This window comes from Neobacillus jeddahensis, from assembly GCF_000612625.1.
GTDB classification, from domain to species: Bacteria; Bacillota; Bacilli; order Bacillales; family Cytobacillaceae; genus Neobacillus; species Neobacillus jeddahensis.
In genome coordinates this window covers 1-21,453 of sequence record NZ_CCAS010000005.1, presented here as the reverse complement: position 1 = coordinate 21,453, position 21,453 = coordinate 1, and the positions used below count along the sequence as shown (strand labels likewise).

The following is a 21,453-nucleotide window of genomic DNA, read 5'->3' as shown; positions in this document are numbered from 1 at the left end:
TTTATTCAATTATTTAATCGAAACGATCCGTACACTCATCTCGCCGCCCGGGGTTTGAACGGTAACTTGATCGCCTACTTTTTTACCTAAGAGGCTTTTGGCAATCGGTGAATCATTTGAGATTTTCCCTTCAAATGGATCTGCCTCAGCGCTTCCAACAATCGAATACGTTTCTTCTTCACCATTAGGTAATTCCACAAAAGTGACGGATCTACCTAGTGCGACAGAATCACCAGCTATTTCACTTTCAGCAATAATTTTTGCATTCCGAATCATATTTTCTAAAGTCGTAATTCGACCCTCAACAAATGCTTGTTCTTCTTTCGCTGAATCATACTCAGAGTTTTCTGATAAATCACCGAAGCTTCTTGCGATTTTGATTCTTTCAACCACTTCTTTACGTTTTACTGATTTTAAGTATTCAAGTTCTTGTACAAGTTTTTCTTTACCTGCTTGCGTCATTGGAAATACTTTCTCTGTAGCCAAAACCCTCACTCCTTCTAGTCTTCACAATCCCCCATTAGAATTGTGTATGTACTGTATGTAGATATAATACCATACTATAAATACATAGGAGCGCCCTTGTTTAAAAAGGGCGCACACTATTCATATTTATTCAGGCTTTTCCTTGCTATTGTGTCATAAAATTGACTTTTGTTCAAGAATTGTTTGAATTTTTGTGACCATTATATCAATAGCAACATGATTTTGTCCGCCCTCAGGGATGATTACATCCGCATAACGCTTGGTTGGTTCAATAAACTGATTATGCATTGGACGAACGACGTTTAAATATTGATCAATGACTGAATCAAATGTACGTCCACGTTCTCTTATGTCACGCGTTAAGCGGCGAATAATTCTTAAATCTGCATCGGTATCGACATACAGTTTAATATCCATTAAATTGCGTAAACGCTCGTCCTCAAGTACAAGAATTCCCTCTAAAATAATTACATCTTTTGGTGCAATTGGGATCACTTTATCGGAACGAGTATGAATGGAATAATCATAAACTGGTTTTTCGATTTGTTCATAGCGTAAAAGCTTCTCAATATGCTCAATCAGTAGATCATTATCAAAAGCAAGAGGATGATCATAGTTCGTTTTTAATCGCTCTTCAAACGGTACATTCGTTTGATCCTTATAATAATAATCCTGTTCAAGTACTAAGATGGAATGCTCTTTCAAACTTTCATAAATAGCTTTTGTTACACTGGTTTTTCCGGAGCCGGAGCCGCCGGTTACGCCAATAACAACGGGTTTGCGCATCGCACTAGTTCTCCTTTCGCATCATGTTGTTAGGGTATACCGGTTTGTCCAATTTAAATTGCACAATTTGAAGTGGGTGTCTTGCTGCATCCAATTCATTACCTTTTTCATCCCAAATTTTTTCTACTACATGAGTAAAGTTTTGAATTTCTGGACCGAAGAATTCCACTTCTTGCCCTGGTTTAAAATGGTTTCGCTGTTGTAATGTCACCATTTGTGTTTCTTCGTTATAATCCAGTACAAGACCTACAAATTCAAACTTTGTCTTCTTGCTATGATTACCAAACATTTGCTCTTTATACCCTGGTACGCCTTCAAAAAACGCTGGTGCTGTCTCACGATTCGCGCATTTATCAAGCTCTTTCAACCATTCTTTTTTAATGATAAAATTGTCCGGGTCTGCACAGTAGGCATCGATAACTTTGCGATACACACTGACAACTGTTGCAATATAATGGATAGATTTCATTCTGCCTTCAATTTTTAAGCTATCTATACCCAACTCAATCATATTTGGAATGGCCTGGATTAAATTAAGATCCTTTGGACTCATCGCAAATGGTGCATCGCCATCTTCAAAGAGTGCGACTTCCTGATTGGAATCCTCCAGCTTGTAAAGATCATAATCCCAACGACAGGATTGACAACAGCCACCCCGATTGGAATCCCTAGCCGTCATATGGTTGCTCAATGTACAGCGGCCAGAGTAGGCAATACACATTGCACCATGAATAAACGTCTCTATCTCTACATCGACCTTTTCTTTCATCTCTCTTATTTCTTCTGCACCCACTTCACGTGCTAAGACAACACGTTCTGCCCCTGCTTCTTTCCAAAACTGAGCAGCCTTCCAGTTTGAAAGTGATTGCTGGGTACTAATATGGATTTCAATCTCCGGTGCTAAGCGGCGGCAAGTCTCAATAATTAGCGGGTCTGCAACGATTATTCCTGCGATTCCCGTCTCTTTCAAGCCAAGGATGTATTCCTCTAAGCCAAGAATGTTCTCGTTATGAGCAAAGATATTCGTTGTAACGTATATTTTTGCTCCAAATTGTTTAGCAAACTCAACGCCTTCCTTCATTTCTTCAAATGTAAAGTTATCCGCGTTCGAACGTAAACCATATTCTTGACCGCCAATAAACACGGCATCTGCGCCATATTGAACAGCAATTTTTAGTTTTTCTAGATTGCCTGCTGGAGCAAGGAGTTCCGGCTTCTTCACAATGACACGTTTTCCATCGATTAATTCAGAAATTTTGTCTTTAACTGTATTCACGAATGAACCCCTCCCTATAACAAATTAAAATATTTATGCAAAGCGACTTCCTTTTAATAAACGGTTTCTTTGAAAAAGAAACCAGTATCTAATGATCGATTCTCCGGTTGAATTTCTTCGATTGTTGCTAATAATTCGTCCTTCTTATCCTCATAAGTGTCTGGATCGTCAACAAATAAATCAATTGCTTCACGATATGCTTTCGTTACCGCAAGGATATATTCTGGTCTTTTTAAAATACCATCGATTTTAAAAGAATCTACACCTGCTTCTAACATCTCTTGCAGTTCATCAATAATACAAATATCATTTGGGCTCATAATATGTGTGCCATTTTCATCTTCAAAAATCGGATATTTATTTTCACGCTCTTTATCATGCAAGAACATATTTTTTTCCATCTTGCGATTTTCAATTTCCATAACTTTGCCTTGATACTCATAGTAATTCCCAAGCAAGGATCTTTTCGATTGGAACATACAGCTCATCCCGTGAACCTGTACTTCAATTTCCACTTCAGCATTTTCCTTCATTTCAATAATCGCATCCATATTTATTTCACGGGCAAGAACCGCTCTTTTGGCTCCTTTTTTGCCCCAATAGTTACAGGTGTACCAATTTGTTCCAGTAGTCTCCGTATTCCAATGAAGCTTCATTTCCGGCGCTACCTCTTTTGCCGTCATTAATACAGCAGGATCTCCAAAAATGATCGCATCTGCCTTTGCCTCTTGAACAAATTGGATATAGTCACCTAGTTCTGCAATTTTTTCATTGTGAAAAATGGCATTCATCGCAACATATACTTTTTTTCCCTTACTATGTGCAAATTCAATCGCCTTTTTGACATCCTCACGATTAAATTCACCTGCAAGCCGTAACCCATACCGCTGTTCACCCACAACAAACGCATCTGCCCCGGCTTCTGCTAATGGTAAAATTCCATCGACATTTAATGGAGTCACAAGTAATTCTGGTTTTTTCATATTCTCTCACCTCTTCTTTTACTGATGGCAACCCCGTCTCCAACAGGAAGAATCACGGAATTATAATTTGGGTGATTCATTAACCAGTGGTTAAAATCATCAATTTTCTTAACAAGGTTGCGGATCCTTTTTGTATCAATTTCTTCTTCAGCGACCAAACCTTTAAAAAGGACGTTGTCTGTAATAATCATTCCATCAGAACCTAGATAGTTTGCGTACATCTCAAAGAACTTCTTATATTGTCCTTTTGCCGCATCAATAAAAATGGCATCGAATGGGGCATGTCCACCAACAATCTTCTCAATCTCAAGAGCATCACCTTCGAGTAAAGTGATTTGCGTACTATTACCCGATCGATTAATAAATTCTTTTGCTACTTGTATTCGTTCCATATCCCGCTCAATCGTGACAATGTGAGCTTCTGGAAGAGCAGTAGCGATTCGTAATGCAGAGTATCCGATAGCAGTCCCTATCTCTAATATCCTTGTTGAGCCTTGAATGCGAAGCAATTGCAGCATTGCTTCAATTCCAGCCAGCTCCATAATGGGAACATTATGCTCACTAGCATAGCCTTCCATTTCAGCTAGCAACGCATTTCGATCGGGAATTAGATTCTCAATATAAGAATGCAGCTTTTCATTTAACAAGCTGCCCTCACCTCTATTTCATTTGAAATGCACAAGACGCCCACCGCTTGGCTTTGGGGCTGAGAATTGGCATTTCTCAAAGTCAAATACTTTTATTATTTCTCTTCACAACTCTCTTTAGACATGAAAAAATAGCGTTCACAGGTACCGACTTTGCAAGTTGAAACATTCCAACTAGCGTGCGCTTTTGGGCAGTTAACGCCTCAAATAACCTTACTGTGAGTTACGCTATAGAATACATATAAAACACCTGAACTATTTTACCATAAAAAAAGGGGGAATGCTAATTTTTCCCCCTTGAAATAATTATTTTTTACTAGAAATATGTTCCACCTTATTCTTATTATGCTCTTCTAGCGTTTTTGTGAAAATAACGTCTCCTTCAGCGGTTGCCAGGAAATATAAATAATCGGTTTCCTCTGGATTCAGCGCCGCCTCAATCGATACCTTCCCAGAATTAGCGATCGGTCCTGGTGGCAGACCTGTGTTTTTATAGGTATTATACGGTGAATTCACCTCTAAATCCTCATATAATACTTTTTCTTTGTGTTTTCCTTGAGCATATAAAACAGTTGGATCCGTTTGGAGCGGCATTCCTTTTTCCATCCGGTTGTAGAAAACACTAGAAATTGTTTTCCGATCGGCTTTTGCCGTCGCTTCCTCCTCGACCAAAGAGGACATCGTTAACAACTGATGAATGGACAGCTTCTTTTCATCACTTTCTTGGGTGTAATCAGATAATACGCTACGTGTTTTATCCAACATCGCAAAGACCATTTCTTCCACAGAAGGATTTGGCTTATAAAATGGATAGGTTGCTGGAAATAAATAACCTTCCAACGGATACTTAACAGTTGAATGCAAAATTTCATCTGTTAAAATATCCGGATATTTGACCATCAGTGATTTAATAAATTCTTTATCATTTAATTTAGTAAACACTTCTTCTTCCTTTAGGTTTGTTGCCTTCGCCATAATGGAGGCAATTTCCTGCAGCTGCTTTCCTTCTGGAATTGTGATTTTAAAACTTGCTTTAGCCAGTACCTTACCCGTTTTTAGGCGGCTCACAATTTCTTCGACATCCATAGATGGGCTTAGTTGGTAATCACCAGCCATAAATCCACCTTCATTCTTCAGCTTTACATAATATTTAAAGACTTTGCTATTTTTTATTATTCCATTTGCTTCTAGTTTTTCAGCAATCCCAGTAACCGATGAGCCTAAAGGGATCTCAATCGTTTTTTGTGTCTTACTATCAGAATCAACAGGTTTGAGTGCCGATTGTATGTAGAGATACCCTCCGCCACCAATTAATAGGATAAATAATAGCACTATTAATGAAATACTCAAAACAATCTTGCGGACAATCTTTGCTTCATGGTGTTGTTCGAGCATTTTTTGGCGAATGACTTCTTTTTTGGATCCCTTTTCGTTTGTTGTCATCTTTTTCCCCGTTCCCCCTTAACCATTGGAAAATCATATCATATAAATCTTTTATAATAAAAATGATATCGTAATAATTTCAGCATATTGATAGAAAAATGTCAATTTATCACGCAATTTGTCAAATTTATACCTTTATCTCCATAAAAAAGAACCGGCCTGTTTTGACCGGTTCTCCTCATTATTCTACTTCATCTTGTTCTTCGTTAAAAGTATTAAATACTTCTTCAACCATGTCCCACTCTTCGTCTGTTTCGATCTCCATCAACTCACCGAAACCGCCATCTTCTGTTGGAATGTAGGCATATGTGAGAATATCAATTTCTTCTTCCTCATCTTCATTTGCCCCTACTGGATAAAAGAAAACATAGGACTTTTCAAACTCATCAGAATCAAATGTGAAAAGTATTTCAAATAATTGTTCATCGCCATTCTCATCTACGAGTGTAATATAGCGTTCTTCGTGATCATGTTCGTGTTCGTGTGTCATTTCTTCACCTCATTAATTTTTACTATTAAGATAACCTTGCAGGATCATCACAGCTGCCATTTTATCGATGACCTTTTTTCGCTTTTTCCGACTTACATCCGCCTCAAGCAAAACACGTTCAGCTGCCATAGTTGTCAGGCGCTCATCCCACAAAACCGTTGGCACAGAAAATTGACTCTCGACTTCAGCAGCATATTGCTGACTTGCTTCACCACGTGGGCCAACCGTACCGTTCATATTTTTAGGGAATCCGATTACGACCGTATCAACTTGATACTCCTTTATTAATTGACCAATTTCCTCAAAACCAAACTCCTGCTTTTCTTCGTTGATTTTGAGAGTTTTCAGACCCTGTGCCGTCCACCCAAGTTCATCACTGAGGGCAACTCCGACAGTTTTTGATCCCACATCTAAACCTAATACACGCATGCCTTAACCCTCTCATTGTTGTTTTAGGTAGGACTTAACTAATTCCTCTATTATTTCGTCCCGTTCGAGCTTACGGATAATATTTCGAGCATCGCGATGCCGTGGAATATAGGCAGGATCACCGGATAATAAGTAGCCGACTATTTGATTAATGGGATTATACCCTTTTTCCTGTAATGCCTCATAAACCTGTAATAAAACATCACTTACGTCATGTTCAAACGGTTCCTCAGGAAAATTAAATCGCATTGTTTTGTCAAAGCTCATTTCATGCACCTCGCTTTTTTGTGGACGAGAATTGTACTGTTTAGCTACATTTTACACTACTTTGTCCTATTATCAAATGGATTTTACCCATTCATCAACGAATTGAAGGGCAGCATCTAATTTTTCAGGATCTTTACCACCGGCTTGGGCCATATCAGGGCGTCCGCCACCACCGCCACCGCAGCGAGATGCAACCTCTTTAATTAATTTGCCTGCATGATAGCCTCTATCATTTAAATCCTTCGTAACAGCTGCAATTAAATTCACTTTTCCTTCATGTGCGCTTCCAAGGACGATGATAACAGAACCTAGTTTTTGCTTCAGATCATCTGCCATATTTCTCAGGTTATTCATGTCGGCTCCTTGAACTTTCGCTGCTAAAACGGTTACCCCATCTATTTCTTTCGCCTTGGACACAAGGTTGCCAGCTTCAATATTGCCAAGCTTTGTTGCAAGCGATTCATTTTCTCGCTGCAACTGTTTGATTTCAGCCAAAAGCCCCTCGATCCGGGTCACAATTTCTTTTGGATTTGCCTTTAATTTTTCAGAAGCATCTTTCAACAATCCAACTTGTTCATTTAATGTGCGGTAAGCTGATTCACCCGTCACCGCCTCAATTCTTCGTGTTCCTGCTCCAATACCGCCCTCGGAAATAATTTTAAATAAGCCAATAACAGAAGTGTTTGGAACGTGACAGCCGCCACATAACTCAAGACTAAAATCCCCAACCTTAACTACACGGACGATATCACCATATTTCTCACCAAAAAGTGCCATTGCTCCCATTGCTTTTGCCTCAGCGATTGGCTGTAAGCTAATGTCCACTTCAATGTTTTTCCAGATTTGCTCGTTAACAATATTTTCGATTTGTTCTATTTCTTCCGGCTTTATTTGTCCGAAATGAGAAAAGTCAAAGCGAAGACGATCAGGCTCTACGAGAGATCCTGCTTGATTAACATGTTCTCCCAGCACATCTTTTAATGCTCTCTGCAGCAAATGGGTTGCAGTGTGGTTTTTAATTATCTTCACGCGGCTTTCCGCATCGACTGTAGCTGTGACCTGTTGATTTGTCTTTAATGTACCGCTCTTAACGACCACTTTGTGAAGGTTTTGACCATTCGGTGCTTTTTGTACATCGATCACTGCTACCGTAACATCTTCTCCTTCTATCAAACCGCGGTCAGCGATTTGTCCGCCACTTTCAGCATAAAAAGGTGTGACGTCAAGAATAAGCTGAGCTTCCTCCCCGCTAGTTATCTCATCAGCAAGTTCACCGTTCTGTATAATAGCTGCCACCGTGGAGATAGACTTAAGCTGATTATAACCAATAAACTTACTATCAACGGTAACATCACGAAGAACGCCGCCTTGAACCTGCATTGAATCAACATCATGACGGGCAGCACGGGCACGCTCACGCTGTTTCTCCATTTCTACTTCGAAGCCAGGATGGTCAACCTTCATCCCTTCCTCTTCAGCATATTCCTCGGTTAATTCGACCGGGAAACCATAAGTGTCATAAAGGCGGAATACATCAGCACCAGTAATGGTATCACTGCCGTTATCTTTTTCCTTTTTAATGACACTTGCCAAAATAGCTAACCCTTCATGTAGGGTTTCATGGAAACGCTCTTCTTCATTCTTTATGACCTTTTGAATGAATTCAGTCTTGTCTTTCACTTCAGGATAGAAGTCCTGCATTATTTCGCCCACTACTGGTACAAGTTCAAACATAAATGGACGGTTTATATTGATTTGTTTAGCATAACGAACAGCACGGCGCAGCAAACGGCGTAAAACATAGCCACGGCCTTCATTGGATGGCAATGCACCGTCACCAACTGCAAAGGCTACTGTACGAATATGGTCTGCAATGACTTTGAAAGCCACATCGACTTCGTTGTCTACTCCATATTTTTGACCAGAAATTTCTTCTGTTGCCCGGATGATTGGAATAAATAAATCTGTATCAAAGTTCGTTGGGACATTTTGAACAACTGATGCCATCCGTTCAAGTCCCATTCCAGTATCAATATTTTTCTTTGGCAGCGGTGTATAAGTGCCGTCAGGATTATGATTAAATTGAGAAAATACAAGATTCCAAACTTCAAGATAACGATCATTTTCGCCGCCAGGGTATAATTCAGGGTCGCTTGGATCATTCCCATACTGTATGCCGCGATCATAAAAAATTTCTGTATTTGGACCACTTGGACCTTCACCGATGTCCCAGAAATTTCCTTCAAGACGAATGATTCGTTCCTCCGGAATGCCGATTTTCTTATTCCAAATTTCATATGCCTCATGATCCTCTGGATGTACAGTCACACTCAAGAGCTCAGGATCAAAACCAATCCATTTGTCAGAGGTTAAAAACTCCCATGCCCATTCAATTGCTTCATCTTTGAAATATTCACCGATGGAAAAATTACCTAACATTTCGAAGAAAGTATGGTGACGAGCTGTTTGCCCAACATTTTCAATGTCATTAGTTCTAATTGATTTTTGGGCATTTGTAATCCGTGGGTTTTCGGGAACTACACGACCATCAAAGTATTTCTTTAAGGTTGCAACTCCACTATTTATCCACAATAATGATGGATCATCATGTGGGACAAGCGAGGCACTTGGTTCAATTGTGTGTCCTTTTTCCTCATTAAAAAACTGTAAAAACATTGAGCGAATCTGTGATCCAGTTAAGTTTTTCATATGTTTAGACCTCCTTTTATTTAAAAAAGCATACAAAAAAGCCCTCATCCCAAAAACAGGGACGAGAGCTAGTCTCGCGGTACCACCCTGATTATGAATACAAAAAAACGTATTCATCTCTCAATCTTAGCCTTAACGCGGCAGGGACGACAGTGATTAGCTGCACTCCGGATTAGCTTTCTGTTATCCTTCATCTAGAGCTTCTTTCAGCCTGGAAAGCTCCTCTCTTCGACGCTTTAAAAAAGCGCTACAGATGGACTACAACATACTTGGGTCCTTCTACATTTTTAACCAATTAATCTATATGACGAATTATAGCCACCAATAAAACGTTTGTCAATTTGATTTGCTCATAAATTGACTTTTCACTTTAGATTAACTTCGGTTTTCACTTTTGTGTTCATTCGAGATTAAGTGATCCTTAGCATGAATAATGCCAACTTTTATCACAGCAAGCACAGGGACAGCAAGAATGAGCCCCAATATCCCACCGATTTCCCCTCCAGCAGTTAATGCAAGCATAATTAATAATGGGTGCATATGCAGGCTTTTTCCTACAATATAGGGCGATAAAATATTCCCCTCCAAAAATTGTAACCCGAATACAATCACTAAGGTAATAATCACTAATTTAACCGAGGAGGTGGCTGCAATGATAACCGCAGGTACAGCACCAATAATCGGCCCAAAATAAGGGATGACGTTCGTGATACCCACGATCACCCCTAATAACAATGGATAGTTAAGGTGGAAGATCCAAAATAGCAAGGATGAAATGCCGCCAATGATGACACAGACAAGAAGTTGGCCTCTAATATAGCCACCTAATGACTGATCGACATCCTTTAGAAAAAGAGTCCCTTTTCTGCGCCATTTTTTAGGGGTAAGATACCAAACTGTCCGTTTTATTAATTGGAAATCCTTTAACATATAAAAAGCAATAAAAGGAATAATCATTAGAACTAAGGCCGAATTTAGTAAATTCATTAATATATTTACGATAATCGTCAAAAGTGAATCTAGTTTTTTTTCAAAGGCATCGATCCCTTCTTCCATTCTCGTTTGGAGTCCGTCCGGCCATTCCCTTGTATGAGATTGCAGCGTATTAATCATGTCGCGATATTGTTCTGCAACAACGGGCGCACTTTCTGATAGGTCTTTTAATTGATCGATGATCGCCGGGACCCCTTTGTAAAGAGCGAAGCCAATCCCGCCAAAAAAAATAAAATAGATAAGAAAAATAGCCAGACCTCGGTGAAGCCCTTTTTCATGCAATTTCTCTACAATTGGATGGAGTAAATAAGTAATAAATCCACCAACCACAAAAGGAAGAATGATGAAACCAGCTAACCTCATAATCGGCATCCACACAAAACTTATTTTCAAAAAAACAAAAATTGCTATGAGTAAAAGGAGAAGAAATCCGATTCGGTAATACCATTTCAAACGTATATCCATATACCTTCCCTCCTTTTGGTTAGTGTTGGAGAGTATCGGAGGAAATATACATTAGCTCCTTTACTGCAAAAACTCCCCCTCTAAGTTGAGGGGGAGTGTCTTTAAAATATCGCTCGTTTCACCTTTTTTTGAATTCTTTTCATATTACGGGCTGACACCATATTATTTCTTTGGGCAATATTGTAGGCTGCCATCCCAGCACCAAAAGCAATCATTGTCGTCATCATTTTATTCATACGTCTCACCTCTTCGACAGATTATCCAGCTTAGCACCCATCGACTAGCAGCTTGACCCACTAATCGCTATGTGCACTCCGCTTTTCTATTTTAAAGAGTATACCGACGCTCTTCTTCTTCAAACAAATCATCCAATGAACTCAGTGACCCGTCTTCTTCGACTTGATGGGTGTTGATTAAACCCTTGTTAACGGAAAGTTCAATAAAACAGTTCCAACAGTAAAATTGGTTAATACCAATTTTACCGATATCTTTACTTTGACAATTGGGACACTTAAACATGAAAGGACACCTCACGTATCATTTACATCTACGATAATGGCATCCTTTCCGATCGCTAAGGGCTTCCCGGATTGAATGACTTGTTTGCCTTCCGTGATATCCGAAAAGAAGCCATCCGTGATTTCGTACCCTACGATTGTGCCCACTTCTTCCTGAAAATATACATCTTTTAGCAATCCCAGTGACTGTCCACTTTTCGAAAGCATCAGCATTCCATCTAAAGAATGTTGATGTGTTAACGTATAATCAGGATTTACTTTCAACTTTTCTAAACACTCGGTATCTTCAACCATTACCCCATCCCAGCCAAACGTGGCCACGTTTTGAATGTCCAGAAACAAAGTCTGTTTGAAGAAAAAGCCCTTTTTAACCAACAAACCATTGACTTTACCGGTGCTAGAAATACATAAGTCACTTATCTCACCAATTTTCGATCCACTTTTTGTCTCAAAAACCGGCTGCCCTTTTACTAAGGAAAATGTTCGCAAAGAGTGTCTCACCTCCTGTTGAACATTTATAGTGTCAGTCATTTTCCATGAAATCATAAGGGGTAACGTTTTCCATTGTGGATTGGGTTCAAACCCTTTATTTACTAAGGCCTCCAGCGATTCTTAGCTCGTTCGAGTCACAGTAAAAGTCACACTCAAACATTTCATCTAATTTATCGACAACAATTCTTTGCATACTAGACAAAATATGTGTATAAATATCCAATGTTGTTGAGGACTTCGAATGCCATAAACGTTCCTGCATGACTTTGATATTCACATTTTCTTTTATCATCATTGTCGCATGTGTGCCGTAAGTCATGAAATTTCATTCTAGGCAATTTCAATTTTGAACAATGTTTGTCCAAAACGTCATTTAAAGTGTTCGGAATGACACGTTTTCCTCGGCTGGTGCAAAAAACTAAATTATGTGGATTAGATGGTATGCTTACTTTTTGATTTTCCCTGTGAGATAGTAATTCTTGTTTTATCATATTGGGAATGAGTACTTGTCTGAATTTTTTACTTTTCGTTTTATTGGATAATCCGCTGCCATAAGATTCAAGGATTTGTTCAACAGCAAAGAATCGTGGCATAAGCAATGAACAGGTATGTGTCCTGGTCGCAAGAGACCGTGAGAAGGTGACCTTTTCACAGACGTTAGGAATGGGACGATTAACAAAAGAGCAATTAGACAAAGCCATTGGGCATAAACTTTCCAACGAGAATGTGTTATGCACCGATGCTTGGCGTGCCTTTAAAACCTATGCCACTGAAAAGGAAATATCCATTTACCAGTTTAAGTCTGACGGTAAAATTCGCACCAAGGGTCTATATCACATCCAGAACGTCAACAACTACCACCGAAGACTGAAAGGTTGGATACAACGCTTTAACGGCGTGGCGACAAAGTATCTGAACAATTATCTTGCGTGGTTTCAAGTGTTAGAGAGCATCCTTCATCAGCGAAATGAAGTCACAATGAACGATATAATAATAAAAAGGAATTCAATTCCAAATATAGAAACATATGATACACTTAGATTATCTAAGTTTACTGTATAAACTACGGGGAGTTTAGTGTATTAATCAAATATCATTTTATTAAAGGGAGAACTGCTATGGATTTAAATATATTTGCATTAGATATAGCAAAAATTTATGAAAGAAATCCAAATGTTGAAGGTGTCTTATTAGGTGGTTCTGTATCAAGGAACTGGTATGATAAATATTCAGATATTGAAATTTTTATTTTTTGGAAGGAGTCCCCAACAGATGAGGATAGGTTAACACCAATCAAGAAATTAAAAGGGGATATCATCGATTTTCACCCTTATGAAGATGAGGAATGGTCGGAAACATATATAACCGAAGGTGTAAAATTAGAAATAAGTAATTTTCAAACCGATACAATTAACAAAATGATAAATGATGTTATATTATCTTTTGATACAGATTTAGATAAACAATGTATAGTAGCTACGGTTCATTATGGAGTGTCACTTAGTGGCGATTTACTTATTAATAATTTGAAAGAAAAAGTTAATAACTACCCAAATGAGTTAAGTATAGCAATGATTAAAGAAAATATTCATTTAGGTAACAGATGGAATAATCGTGAGGCTTTGCTCAATCGTAAAGATTGGTTAATTCTATATAAAGTAATGGTAGCTGTTCAAACGAATATAATGGGCATGCTGTTTGGTTTAAACAGCCAATATGTTCATCACCCTACTTTTAAGTGGCAAAAACAAACACTAGAGGCAATGGCTATTACCCCAAAAAATATAGTAAATCGTTTAGATTCCATTTTTTTGAACACCCCTACAATTTCGATAAGAGAATTAGAAATAATAATTCAAGAAGTATATGAACTAATAAAACAAGAACATCCTCAAATAGATTTATCCTCAGTTATAGATAAATCATTATTTTTGAGACCAAAAAATGAAAAATTAAATAAAACCTTGTCGAACTAAAGGTTAGCGTTAGTTAGATAAAACAATAAATTCAAACAGAACTTCCAATTTTTATGGAAGTTCTGTTTTTCTATAAATATCAACATTAAACTTTAACAGAGCCAATAAGTAAAAAAGAAGTGACCCTTTGAATAACTGGTTCGGATGTTGGGGAGAAAAACACTAATAGCAAGTCAAATAACAATCGAATTAGCATATGCTCTAAATACAGATTGACAATAGAAAAACAAGTAAAAACGCACAGCTTATTACGCCAGTGCATCTTTTTACTTGCCCTATTTTATGTCTCTTATAAGTTCTCATAATCCACATACTTCTTATTAAAAAGCCATTTCAATAGTAATAAATCACCATTCATCAGAATCCCAAGTATCAGAACCAATAGCAGCATCAGCAAATTCCCTTATAGCATCATCTACTTGCATTTTGTGCCACACATCAAGCTGATTATATAAATCTTCATCTATATTTTCCCCTACATCAAGCTCATCAAGACTGTCAATCAACTTTTTCACTATTTTAGCCTGTTCATTCTGTGATAGTTCGTTATTAGACACAATTCACTCCCTCTCTCTTTCTAAAAAATATATTTACAATGGCTCGTTTGTTGAATAAACCATCTACTTTTAATCTCTTGTTTACTTCAAAGTATTCATTCATTTCAAATAAATTCTTTTTACGGTAACCATTCTAGCCAACCAATTAACAAGCATTTTAACAAGGTAATTAGCAAAGGCACATAATTTATGCGGTGTTGTTAATTCGCTGGCCAATCGCATTGGGTATTCCTTCAATTAGGTGTCTTAAACATTGATATAACAACAAAAAAGGGGACACCAATCCATATGTGAATTGTGTCGTCAAATGCTTTCTTATTAATGTTTTCTCCCCTCCAACAGAACCCGTTACCCTTTGAATCACTTCTTTTTTGGACTATTTGATTTTTTTAAAGCATTTATTTGATTTACTATTGCATTTGCATTAAAAATGGCATGCATTGACCAACTATGTATATTCTCCTTAATTTTGGATTCATAATCCGCATTTTTTCTTTTATTTTTTAATGCAAAACCCATATTGGCTATGATCTCTTCTTTTTTCCCTAACTTTTGCAGCGTATACCATATAGCTTCATGTGAATTTTCACTGCTATCTATTTTTTTATCATTCTCTATTAAATATTTCTTGGTGTGCATTAAGGCACCATAATACGCTCGACTAACAGCCGAGCGTTTCGATGCTTCATCTGTATTCTTATTTAAAGTATTTGCTAATTTAATGTATTCGGTAAAATCAAACATCACTGAGCAAACTCCAAATCTACTATAAAATGATCGTTTAAGGAAACAAATTCATACAATCGATGCAAAGCTGCAAAATCCGTTTCAAGCTCAGAATGAGATTCAATTAAAAACAGTAAAACATCTTCACCGCTTTCATAATCAGGACGAAGCTCTAATTTAATTTGACTATTCGGAAACAAATTTTTAGTTCTGAATTTCGCAATTCTGACTTGTTCTGTTATGGCAACATTTCTGCTTTCCCTTAAAAAAGCACTAATTTCTTCTTTTTGATTTACGATCATTCCTTCAAAAATTTTATCGTACAATCTTTTCACCCCACCACGAGTTATGGCAAGGGCACGACCTGAAGTTCGTTTCAAACGAATTTCAACATCTTCTCCGATATGACTTCTTCTAGATTGGTCTCTACCCTTAATTCTATTGTATTTAGTAGAGTTTCGGGTATTACCTTTATTTATTGGTCTATTTGTAATCGGCATGTAAATATACACCTTCTTACGTAGGCTTTAAAAAAACGAAGTTCGTCCGATACATCGTTTTCCTATTATTTTACACTAATCTTAAATATTATTCAAAGCCAGATGCAATAGCGGAAACTGTTAGATTTCAACCTACCAGTAAGAATTACATTGACGTTATGTATCGAATTAACGTCCTTAGAGCTATAATATAGTCATTCCAATCAATACGATTTTCCGAATTAACTGCAACATTTACCCCGATTACTCTAATGTTTTGTTCAATAAATCGTCTTACATCCTTGTGTTCAGGATTAGAGAGAACAATATAATGCGAAGTGCGTAGTATAGAATTCAAATCGTTATATATATTTTTGAAAAATTCATCGTTAAATGAAAATCCCATAAATAATAATGGTCGAGCTCCAATGATAGTGCTGAGTAATGTCCTGACAGCTGGATCATTATATAAATCCTTGTAGCTTCGGTTCGATAAAACCATGGAGTCACGTTTTTTTATATGCCCATGTAAGTGAATCACTTGATTTGAACCTTTTAACAAGCCCTGTGTATCGATTATTTCTTGTATGGTAAGAGGAACCAGTTTATATCCGCTTTTTAATAGAATACCTAACTGATCCATCGCAACGAACATCTTTTACCTCCACCAATCCTTTTTCTCCCATAAATTCAATACAATTCTAATAGGTTAATTTTCCTATATATCCCATAGAATTACAACAAAAATCTTCAATGGTCAATAAAAAATGACCTACCAATTAATGTTGATAGGTCTGCGATTTGATATGCTATTTTCACTGTTTTGTTCCCATCAAGAGAACCTGTTATCATTTCCAACACTTTTTCCAATTAGCGTTCCTATTACTGAAGCTACAGCAACAAAAACAAATAAAAATGCAAATCCCATAGCATTCCAACCATCTGTAGTAAAGTGACTTGCTATTGCTATAACTAAGGAAATAAGAGTTACAATTGTACCTGGTAAAATATAAGAATTTGTAGACGGATTTTTCTTGATTAAATATGAGGATAAAAATCCAACTACAATCATTACAGCTATTCCAATTATGATAAAATTTATCATTTTTGTTTCTCCTCCCAATTACTTTACTTTTATTTCCCTTCAAAATTTTTTTCTGTACTTTGAGAAGTTCTACACAGCATGAGAAATTCACCTGTATCCGTTAACAATAAAAAATGGGAATCGCCGCAGCACCCCTCTCTTAAACTTAAGCACTTATTAATTTAAGTGAAAATCTTCACAATTTGTTTACTTATCAATTTTTAGTAATCATTTTTTTCACAATAAAATATTTTAACAACCAAATTACACCTATTATACCTACAATTAATCCTATACCACCTATTGCCATTCCCTCAAAACCACCTGGTACGAAAATACTAACCAAAATCGTCCCAAACCCTAAAAATATGAAGAAATAAGGTAAACCATCAAGCCCTTTGCTTTTACGAAGGTAATCAATCATTTTCCACAATGACAAAATCAAAATTGCAATCAAAATAATAATAATTAACATAAAATCCCCCTTAAAAATAAATTGCTGGCGGTTTTATTCGTACCAAATATTAACATTTTTCAGTATTATCTTTCCATCCCTTTTTTAATGTTATTTACTCTCTTTTCTTACTTCTCCAAAATACTAATGTGAGTATAAGTAATAGAATTGGAATAAAACCGACTAACTTCAAGCCGTTTTCCGCACCAAGAAAGTAAAAAGAAATTGGCAGGAATGTTACAAAACTAATAAGCATTGATACCCAAGACCGTTTAAATACCCCAAATAGAAAGGCAATTATTGAAACACCGAAAGAAACCTGCCAAAGAAAAACAATCCAATTGAATGTATTCAAAGCTCCCCACCCTTTTATGAAACGTATTATAATTTTAACATATATTCCCATTATCCAGTGTGAATTTTCAGAATATTTATCTAAAACTAATTCTTTAGTGGCACTCCTATTTTTGTGGATTTCATAGAAGAACAGCTTCGAAGTACGGCTGAGATGGACGCATAAAAAGTTGAGGATCGCTCATTTTATTTCTCAGAAAAGTAGGAGAAATAGAATTGTAATTCTCACATTAAAAAGCCGCAATGAGCTTTTTTTGTTCACCAAATTGTCGAAAGGTGAAACCCTCCTTATCGGCGAATATGTCCATATTCTGGAAGAAGCGTGTTAGTTGAAGATATTAACGGTTCCAAGTGCTAAAGAAGAAATTAGACGATTGCAACATTTTATCGACTTGGTTGATGGGTATGAGGCTGATTGCTTGAAAAATGGATTCTAAAAGAATACGCCTACACGAGTAGCTTTCGAGAAGTGGCTTTCCGAGGTAACAAAATGGTTTTAAAAATAAAGGGGCTGAACTTGATCAAGAGTTTGTCAAAAGCATCATATCGGCGGAACCTAAAGAAGAACTCCATAAGTTATTGAGGAAAAATTACAGATTCAAAATCAGGCCAAGCAAAAGACGCTAAGGGGAGACCTGTCATGTTGGTTAAATACGCCGAAAAAGAACGACCAAGAATAATATTAGAAAGACACTACGATGATGTTTTACCTCTTTTGGAAATGGTAAAACAAAAAGCTACCGTAAACGTTTTTATGGATTCAAATGGAGATCGAGTTATACACGGAAGGCTATATTATTACGAATATACATTGGCCACAGATTCATCAGAAGAGATATTTTAAGAAAGTTTGATGATTTATATCAATGCAAACTTTAATACCATAACAGGACCTGATAAAGCCTAATAAATCAAAAACAGGACCCGCTATTGGGTCCTTTCAATTTTATTTCCTTGTATATATAAAGTTCTTGCATGTTCTATATCTTTTCTGACCAAATCTAATCGTTCGTCAAAAATATCGATATCCTTAATCTTCGAATCGCCCAAATATTTCTTCCTAGCCGCTTCTCTTGCAGTTTTAAGAACCTCTTTTAATTGTTCTTCTTCAAAATCAACAATTGTTTGTATCCACCCAGGTTCGAAACCTTCTTGTCCGATATTTAAATACAGTTCGTTACGTTTCTTGACAAGATTATCCTGTTTCATTTTCCACTCTTTCCGATCTTTATCATCACTAGTTAATTCCTTTATGATGTATGTGACTTTTTTTAAGTGGTATGATACGTCAGCCAGTTCCCTAATATGCAGTTGTAGAAGTACATTTTCTTTTAGGTTTTCTAAAGCAATATTTAATTTATGTTCAGTTGTCTTCATAATCTTCTCTTCAAAAACTTTTACCATATCCATATTTTCACCCAATTTTATACACAGAATATACACTTCGTGGTCACATTTGTAGTCACACTTACAGTCACACTCGTCTTGAAAGTCACATAAAAAGTCACACTTTTTTAATACTAAACGGGAAGAAACGGTATACTTTAAACTAAATTAAAAATGCTTCAAACGTTGATATATCAATATTCTTTATGCTCTATATGCTTATTTCTCTACCCTCCTACAAAAAATCATAAGGGGTAACGTTTTCCATTCCGACCATTGGATTTACTTGCATTAATTCTTCCTCATATGTTAGCTCATTATCAATGATGGGAGGATCTTCTGTGTGTTCCGTAATAGTAATAGCGAGCGTTTCTTGCAATTTTTGACAGAGTGTCGTTTGTCTACTCAGCTCGTCCGCTCTTTCTACCCCCATTCTAAGGGCATCTTCTTCCCCACAAATAATCAAGGATTGCTTACTCCTAGTTATCGCTGTGTAAATCAAATTTCTCCTCAGCATCCGGTAATAGCTTCTCGTAATCGGGAGAATGACAATCGGAAATTCACTACCCTGTGATTTATGGACGGAACAACAGTAGGCAAGGGTAATTTGATTTAAATCTTGTTTTGTATATTCGACTTCATTGCCTTCAAAGGAAATATAGATCATATCTTGTTTTTCCGTATTTTCCTTCGCATAAATAATCGAAATAATTTCACCAATATCCCCGTTAAAGACATTGCTTTCAGGTTGATTGACTAGCTGCAGGACTTTATCACCAATCCGGTACTTCACATCTCCAAAGGCAATTTCCTTCCGCTTGCCGTCGGGATTAGGATTAAAGATTTCCTGCAACAATCCATTTAAGCGATCAATACCTGCCGGTCCCCTGTACATTGGCGCGAGAACTTGAATGTCCTTTGCAGAGTAGCCTTTGTTTTTCGCATTCAGAGCAACCTTTTCAACCACTTGAGCCACTTGTGCTGTTGAACATTTTATAAACGACCGATCCGCTTGCTTACTGGTAACATTCACAGGTAGATAGCCCTTTTTGATATCATGAGCTAGTTCAATGATGGATGAGCCTTCCGCTTGTCGGTAAATATCGGTTAGACGAACGGTTGGAATCCGCTCGGATTGCAACAAATCCTTTAGCACCTGCCCAGGTCCAACAGATGGAAGCTGGTCTTCGTCTCCCACCATGATGACCTGAATATGTTCAGGTAATGCCTTGAACAACTGATTAGCAAGCCATATATCAAGCATGGAGGTTTCATCAACAATTAATATTTTCCCTTCGAGTGGGCTTGCATCATCACGATCGAACCCTTCTGTTCCATTAAACCCAAGTAATCGGTGAATCGTTACCGCAGGAAGTCCCGTCGACTCGGTCATCCGTTTCGCAGCTCGTCCAGTCGGCGCGGCCAATAAAAACGGAAACGGCTCACCCTTTTTTTGATAATCCTTCGGCTCTAGCGAACACCCATGGAGTTCGGCGTACAGTTCTACAATCCCTTTAATGACTGTTGTTTTCCCTGTCCCGGGTCCACCGGTTAAGATGAGCATTGGTGCCATTAACGCGGTTTGAATCGCTTCTCTTTGGGTAGGCGCATATTGGACACCCAATCGTTCCTCTAATCCACCTAGAGCCAGCAGGAATTCGGATTCCGGAAATTGCTCCTTGTAGTCAGTCTGTTTTAAAATGCGTTGAATACTGGTAACAAGTCCTTTTTCAGCAAAAAATAAGGAAGGAAGATAAGCGCGTTTATCCTCTCCTATTAACTTCCCCTCTTCTTCAAGCTTAATAAGTTCATTGGAAATATTTATGTATTCAATTTGATCACGCTTATTGTCCTCAAGCAGCGTCTTTACCTGTTCCAGTAAATCTTCTGCATGCATAAATACGTGTCCGGTTTGCATGCTTTCGCTTTCAAGCGTGTAAAGACAAGCAGCTTTGATGCGGTCAGGATGATTGCCGGTAATTCCAAGCTGATAGCCAAGCTCATCTGCACGGCCAAACCCAATCCCTTCAATATCCTCCACTAACTTATATGGATTTTTTTGAATAATATCTAAAGTACCCTCTTTATATGCCTGATAAATCCGCATTGAAATCTGCGGCCCAAAACCATACTGATTTAAGGCGACCATTACCTGTTCGAGCCCTTGATGCTCCATTAGTGTATCGTAAAGCATTTTGGCTTTTTCAGGGGGGAGCTTTGGAATGGAATCAAGTAAGGACGGCTGATGAAGAATTTTAGAAATGGCATTTTCTCCTAATGTGTCGACAATGTTCTCTGCCGTTTTCTTACCAATTCCTTTAAACATTTCACCTGATAAATAGGCGATTACCCCTTGCTTGGTCTGCGGCATGTCCTTGCGGAAATGATTCGTTTGAAATTGCATCCCAAACTTAGGATGGTCCTTAAACTCCCCATAAAAAATATAGGTCTCC

The 21,453-nt window shown here is 37.5% G+C and carries 26 protein-coding genes and 1 pseudogene; 3 read left to right on the top strand and 24 right to left on the bottom strand.

Going from position 1 to position 21,453, the window contains the following annotated elements:
- Positions 1-9 precede the first annotated feature (9 nt).
- The 15 genes from greA to TY15_RS24605 form a co-directional block, all read right to left on the bottom strand.
- Entirely contained in the window at positions 10-486 is a 477-nt protein-coding gene (greA, locus tag TY15_RS03460; RefSeq protein ID WP_040207882.1) for a transcription elongation factor GreA, read from the bottom strand.
- Positions 487-639: 153 nt separating this feature from the next.
- Positions 640-1,272, bottom strand: a complete 633-nt coding sequence (gene udk, locus TY15_RS03455; protein ID WP_040207881.1) for a uridine kinase — start codon at positions 1,270-1,272, stop codon at positions 640-642.
- Between the two features lie 4 nt (positions 1,273-1,276).
- Complete coding sequence (locus TY15_RS03450) at positions 1,277-2,548, bottom strand: peptidase U32 family protein (RefSeq protein ID WP_040207880.1); 1,272 nt, start codon at positions 2,546-2,548, stop codon at positions 1,277-1,279.
- Between the two features lie 53 nt (positions 2,549-2,601).
- On the bottom strand, positions 2,602-3,531 hold the full coding sequence (locus TY15_RS03445; protein ID WP_040207878.1) for a peptidase U32 family protein: 930 nt from the start codon (positions 3,529-3,531) through the stop codon (positions 2,602-2,604).
- A complete protein-coding gene (locus TY15_RS03440) occupies positions 3,528-4,178 on the bottom strand; it encodes an O-methyltransferase (RefSeq protein ID WP_040207877.1) in 651 nt (216 codons plus the stop codon). The genes TY15_RS03445 and TY15_RS03440 overlap by 4 nt, the downstream gene beginning before the upstream one ends.
- Before the next feature lie 306 nt (positions 4,179-4,484).
- Positions 4,485-5,621 carry an endolytic transglycosylase MltG gene (gene mltG, locus TY15_RS03435; RefSeq protein ID WP_040207876.1) on the bottom strand — a complete coding sequence of 379 codons (1,137 nt, stop codon included), beginning with the start codon at positions 5,619-5,621 and terminating at the stop codon, positions 4,485-4,487.
- 181 nt (positions 5,622-5,802) lie between these two features.
- Positions 5,803-6,111, bottom strand: a complete 309-nt coding sequence (locus tag TY15_RS03430) for a DUF1292 domain-containing protein (RefSeq protein ID WP_040207875.1) — start codon at positions 6,109-6,111, stop codon at positions 5,803-5,805.
- A 12-nt stretch (positions 6,112-6,123) separates the two neighbouring features.
- Entirely contained in the window at positions 6,124-6,540 is a 417-nt protein-coding gene (gene ruvX / locus TY15_RS03425) for a Holliday junction resolvase RuvX (protein ID WP_040207874.1), read from the bottom strand.
- Between the two features lie 12 nt (positions 6,541-6,552).
- Positions 6,553-6,807 carry an IreB family regulatory phosphoprotein gene (locus TY15_RS03420; RefSeq protein ID WP_040207871.1) on the bottom strand — a complete coding sequence of 85 codons (255 nt, stop codon included), beginning with the start codon at positions 6,805-6,807 and terminating at the stop codon, positions 6,553-6,555.
- 72 nt (positions 6,808-6,879) lie between these two features.
- A complete protein-coding gene (alaS, locus tag TY15_RS03415) occupies positions 6,880-9,516 on the bottom strand; it encodes an alanine--tRNA ligase (RefSeq protein WP_040207870.1) in 2,637 nt (878 codons plus the stop codon).
- Between the two features lie 375 nt (positions 9,517-9,891).
- Positions 9,892-10,974, bottom strand: a complete 1,083-nt coding sequence (locus TY15_RS03410; protein WP_040207868.1) for an AI-2E family transporter — start codon at positions 10,972-10,974, stop codon at positions 9,892-9,894.
- Positions 10,975-11,075: 101 nt separating this feature from the next.
- The gene (locus tag TY15_RS23430) at positions 11,076-11,210 is read right to left on the bottom strand and encodes a YrzQ family protein (protein WP_074432766.1); all 135 of its coding nucleotides are present in this window, start codon (positions 11,208-11,210) and stop codon (positions 11,076-11,078) included.
- Between the two features lie 91 nt (positions 11,211-11,301).
- Complete coding sequence (locus TY15_RS03405) at positions 11,302-11,493, bottom strand: hypothetical protein (protein ID WP_040207867.1); 192 nt, start codon at positions 11,491-11,493, stop codon at positions 11,302-11,304.
- 11 nt (positions 11,494-11,504) lie between these two features.
- Positions 11,505-11,981 (bottom strand): PRC-barrel domain-containing protein, encoded by a 477-nt coding sequence (locus TY15_RS03400; RefSeq protein WP_040207866.1) that lies wholly within the window; start codon positions 11,979-11,981, stop codon positions 11,505-11,507.
- Between the two features lie 97 nt (positions 11,982-12,078).
- A complete protein-coding gene (locus TY15_RS24605; RefSeq protein WP_052353687.1) occupies positions 12,079-12,303 on the bottom strand; it encodes a site-specific integrase in 225 nt (74 codons plus the stop codon).
- A gap of 254 nt (positions 12,304-12,557) precedes the next feature.
- On the opposite strand from TY15_RS24605, the pseudogene TY15_RS03390 reads away from it, so the two are divergent.
- Both TY15_RS03390 and TY15_RS03385 read left to right on the top strand, forming a co-directional pair.
- Positions 12,558-13,046: pseudogene (locus TY15_RS03390) on the top strand (IS1595 family transposase); the annotation flags it as partial.
- Between the two features lie 56 nt (positions 13,047-13,102).
- On the top strand, positions 13,103-13,960 hold the full coding sequence (locus TY15_RS03385; RefSeq protein ID WP_074432765.1) for a DUF4037 domain-containing protein: 858 nt from the start codon (positions 13,103-13,105) through the stop codon (positions 13,958-13,960).
- Between the two features lie 347 nt (positions 13,961-14,307).
- On the opposite strand, the gene TY15_RS03380 is transcribed toward TY15_RS03385, so the two are convergent.
- From TY15_RS03380 to TY15_RS03350, 7 genes are all read right to left on the bottom strand, one after another.
- Complete coding sequence (locus TY15_RS03380) at positions 14,308-14,517, bottom strand: hypothetical protein (RefSeq protein ID WP_040207865.1); 210 nt, start codon at positions 14,515-14,517, stop codon at positions 14,308-14,310.
- A gap of 360 nt (positions 14,518-14,877) precedes the next feature.
- On the bottom strand, positions 14,878-15,264 hold the full coding sequence (locus tag TY15_RS03375; protein ID WP_142305395.1) for a hypothetical protein: 387 nt from the start codon (positions 15,262-15,264) through the stop codon (positions 14,878-14,880).
- The gene (locus TY15_RS03370; protein WP_040207862.1) at positions 15,261-15,743 is read right to left on the bottom strand and encodes a hypothetical protein; all 483 of its coding nucleotides are present in this window, start codon (positions 15,741-15,743) and stop codon (positions 15,261-15,263) included. The genes TY15_RS03375 and TY15_RS03370 overlap by 4 nt, the downstream gene beginning before the upstream one ends.
- 145 nt (positions 15,744-15,888) lie before the next feature.
- Positions 15,889-16,377, bottom strand: coding sequence for an SIR2 family NAD-dependent protein deacylase (locus TY15_RS03365; RefSeq protein ID WP_040207861.1), 489 nt, complete (start codon positions 16,375-16,377; stop codon positions 15,889-15,891).
- A gap of 177 nt (positions 16,378-16,554) precedes the next feature.
- Complete coding sequence (locus TY15_RS03360; protein WP_040207860.1) at positions 16,555-16,827, bottom strand: YesK family protein; 273 nt, start codon at positions 16,825-16,827, stop codon at positions 16,555-16,557.
- A gap of 193 nt (positions 16,828-17,020) precedes the next feature.
- Complete coding sequence (locus TY15_RS03355; protein ID WP_040207858.1) at positions 17,021-17,281, bottom strand: hypothetical protein; 261 nt, start codon at positions 17,279-17,281, stop codon at positions 17,021-17,023.
- A gap of 94 nt (positions 17,282-17,375) precedes the next feature.
- A complete protein-coding gene (locus tag TY15_RS03350) occupies positions 17,376-17,615 on the bottom strand; it encodes a hypothetical protein (protein WP_052353686.1) in 240 nt (79 codons plus the stop codon).
- Positions 17,616-18,254: 639 nt separating this feature from the next.
- Between TY15_RS03350 and TY15_RS03345 the strand changes: the two genes are divergently transcribed.
- The gene (locus TY15_RS03345) at positions 18,255-18,458 is read left to right on the top strand and encodes a hypothetical protein (RefSeq protein ID WP_040207857.1); all 204 of its coding nucleotides are present in this window, start codon (positions 18,255-18,257) and stop codon (positions 18,456-18,458) included.
- Positions 18,459-18,541: 83 nt separating this feature from the next.
- Here the strand turns inward: TY15_RS03345 and TY15_RS03340 are convergent, their stop codons facing one another.
- Both TY15_RS03340 and recD2 read right to left on the bottom strand, forming a co-directional pair.
- Entirely contained in the window at positions 18,542-19,024 is a 483-nt protein-coding gene (locus tag TY15_RS03340) for a hypothetical protein (protein WP_040207856.1), read from the bottom strand.
- A 211-nt stretch (positions 19,025-19,235) separates the two neighbouring features.
- A partial coding sequence (gene recD2, locus TY15_RS03335; protein ID WP_042374080.1) for an SF1B family DNA helicase RecD2 occupies positions 19,236-21,453 on the bottom strand: 2,218 nt, incomplete at its 5' end.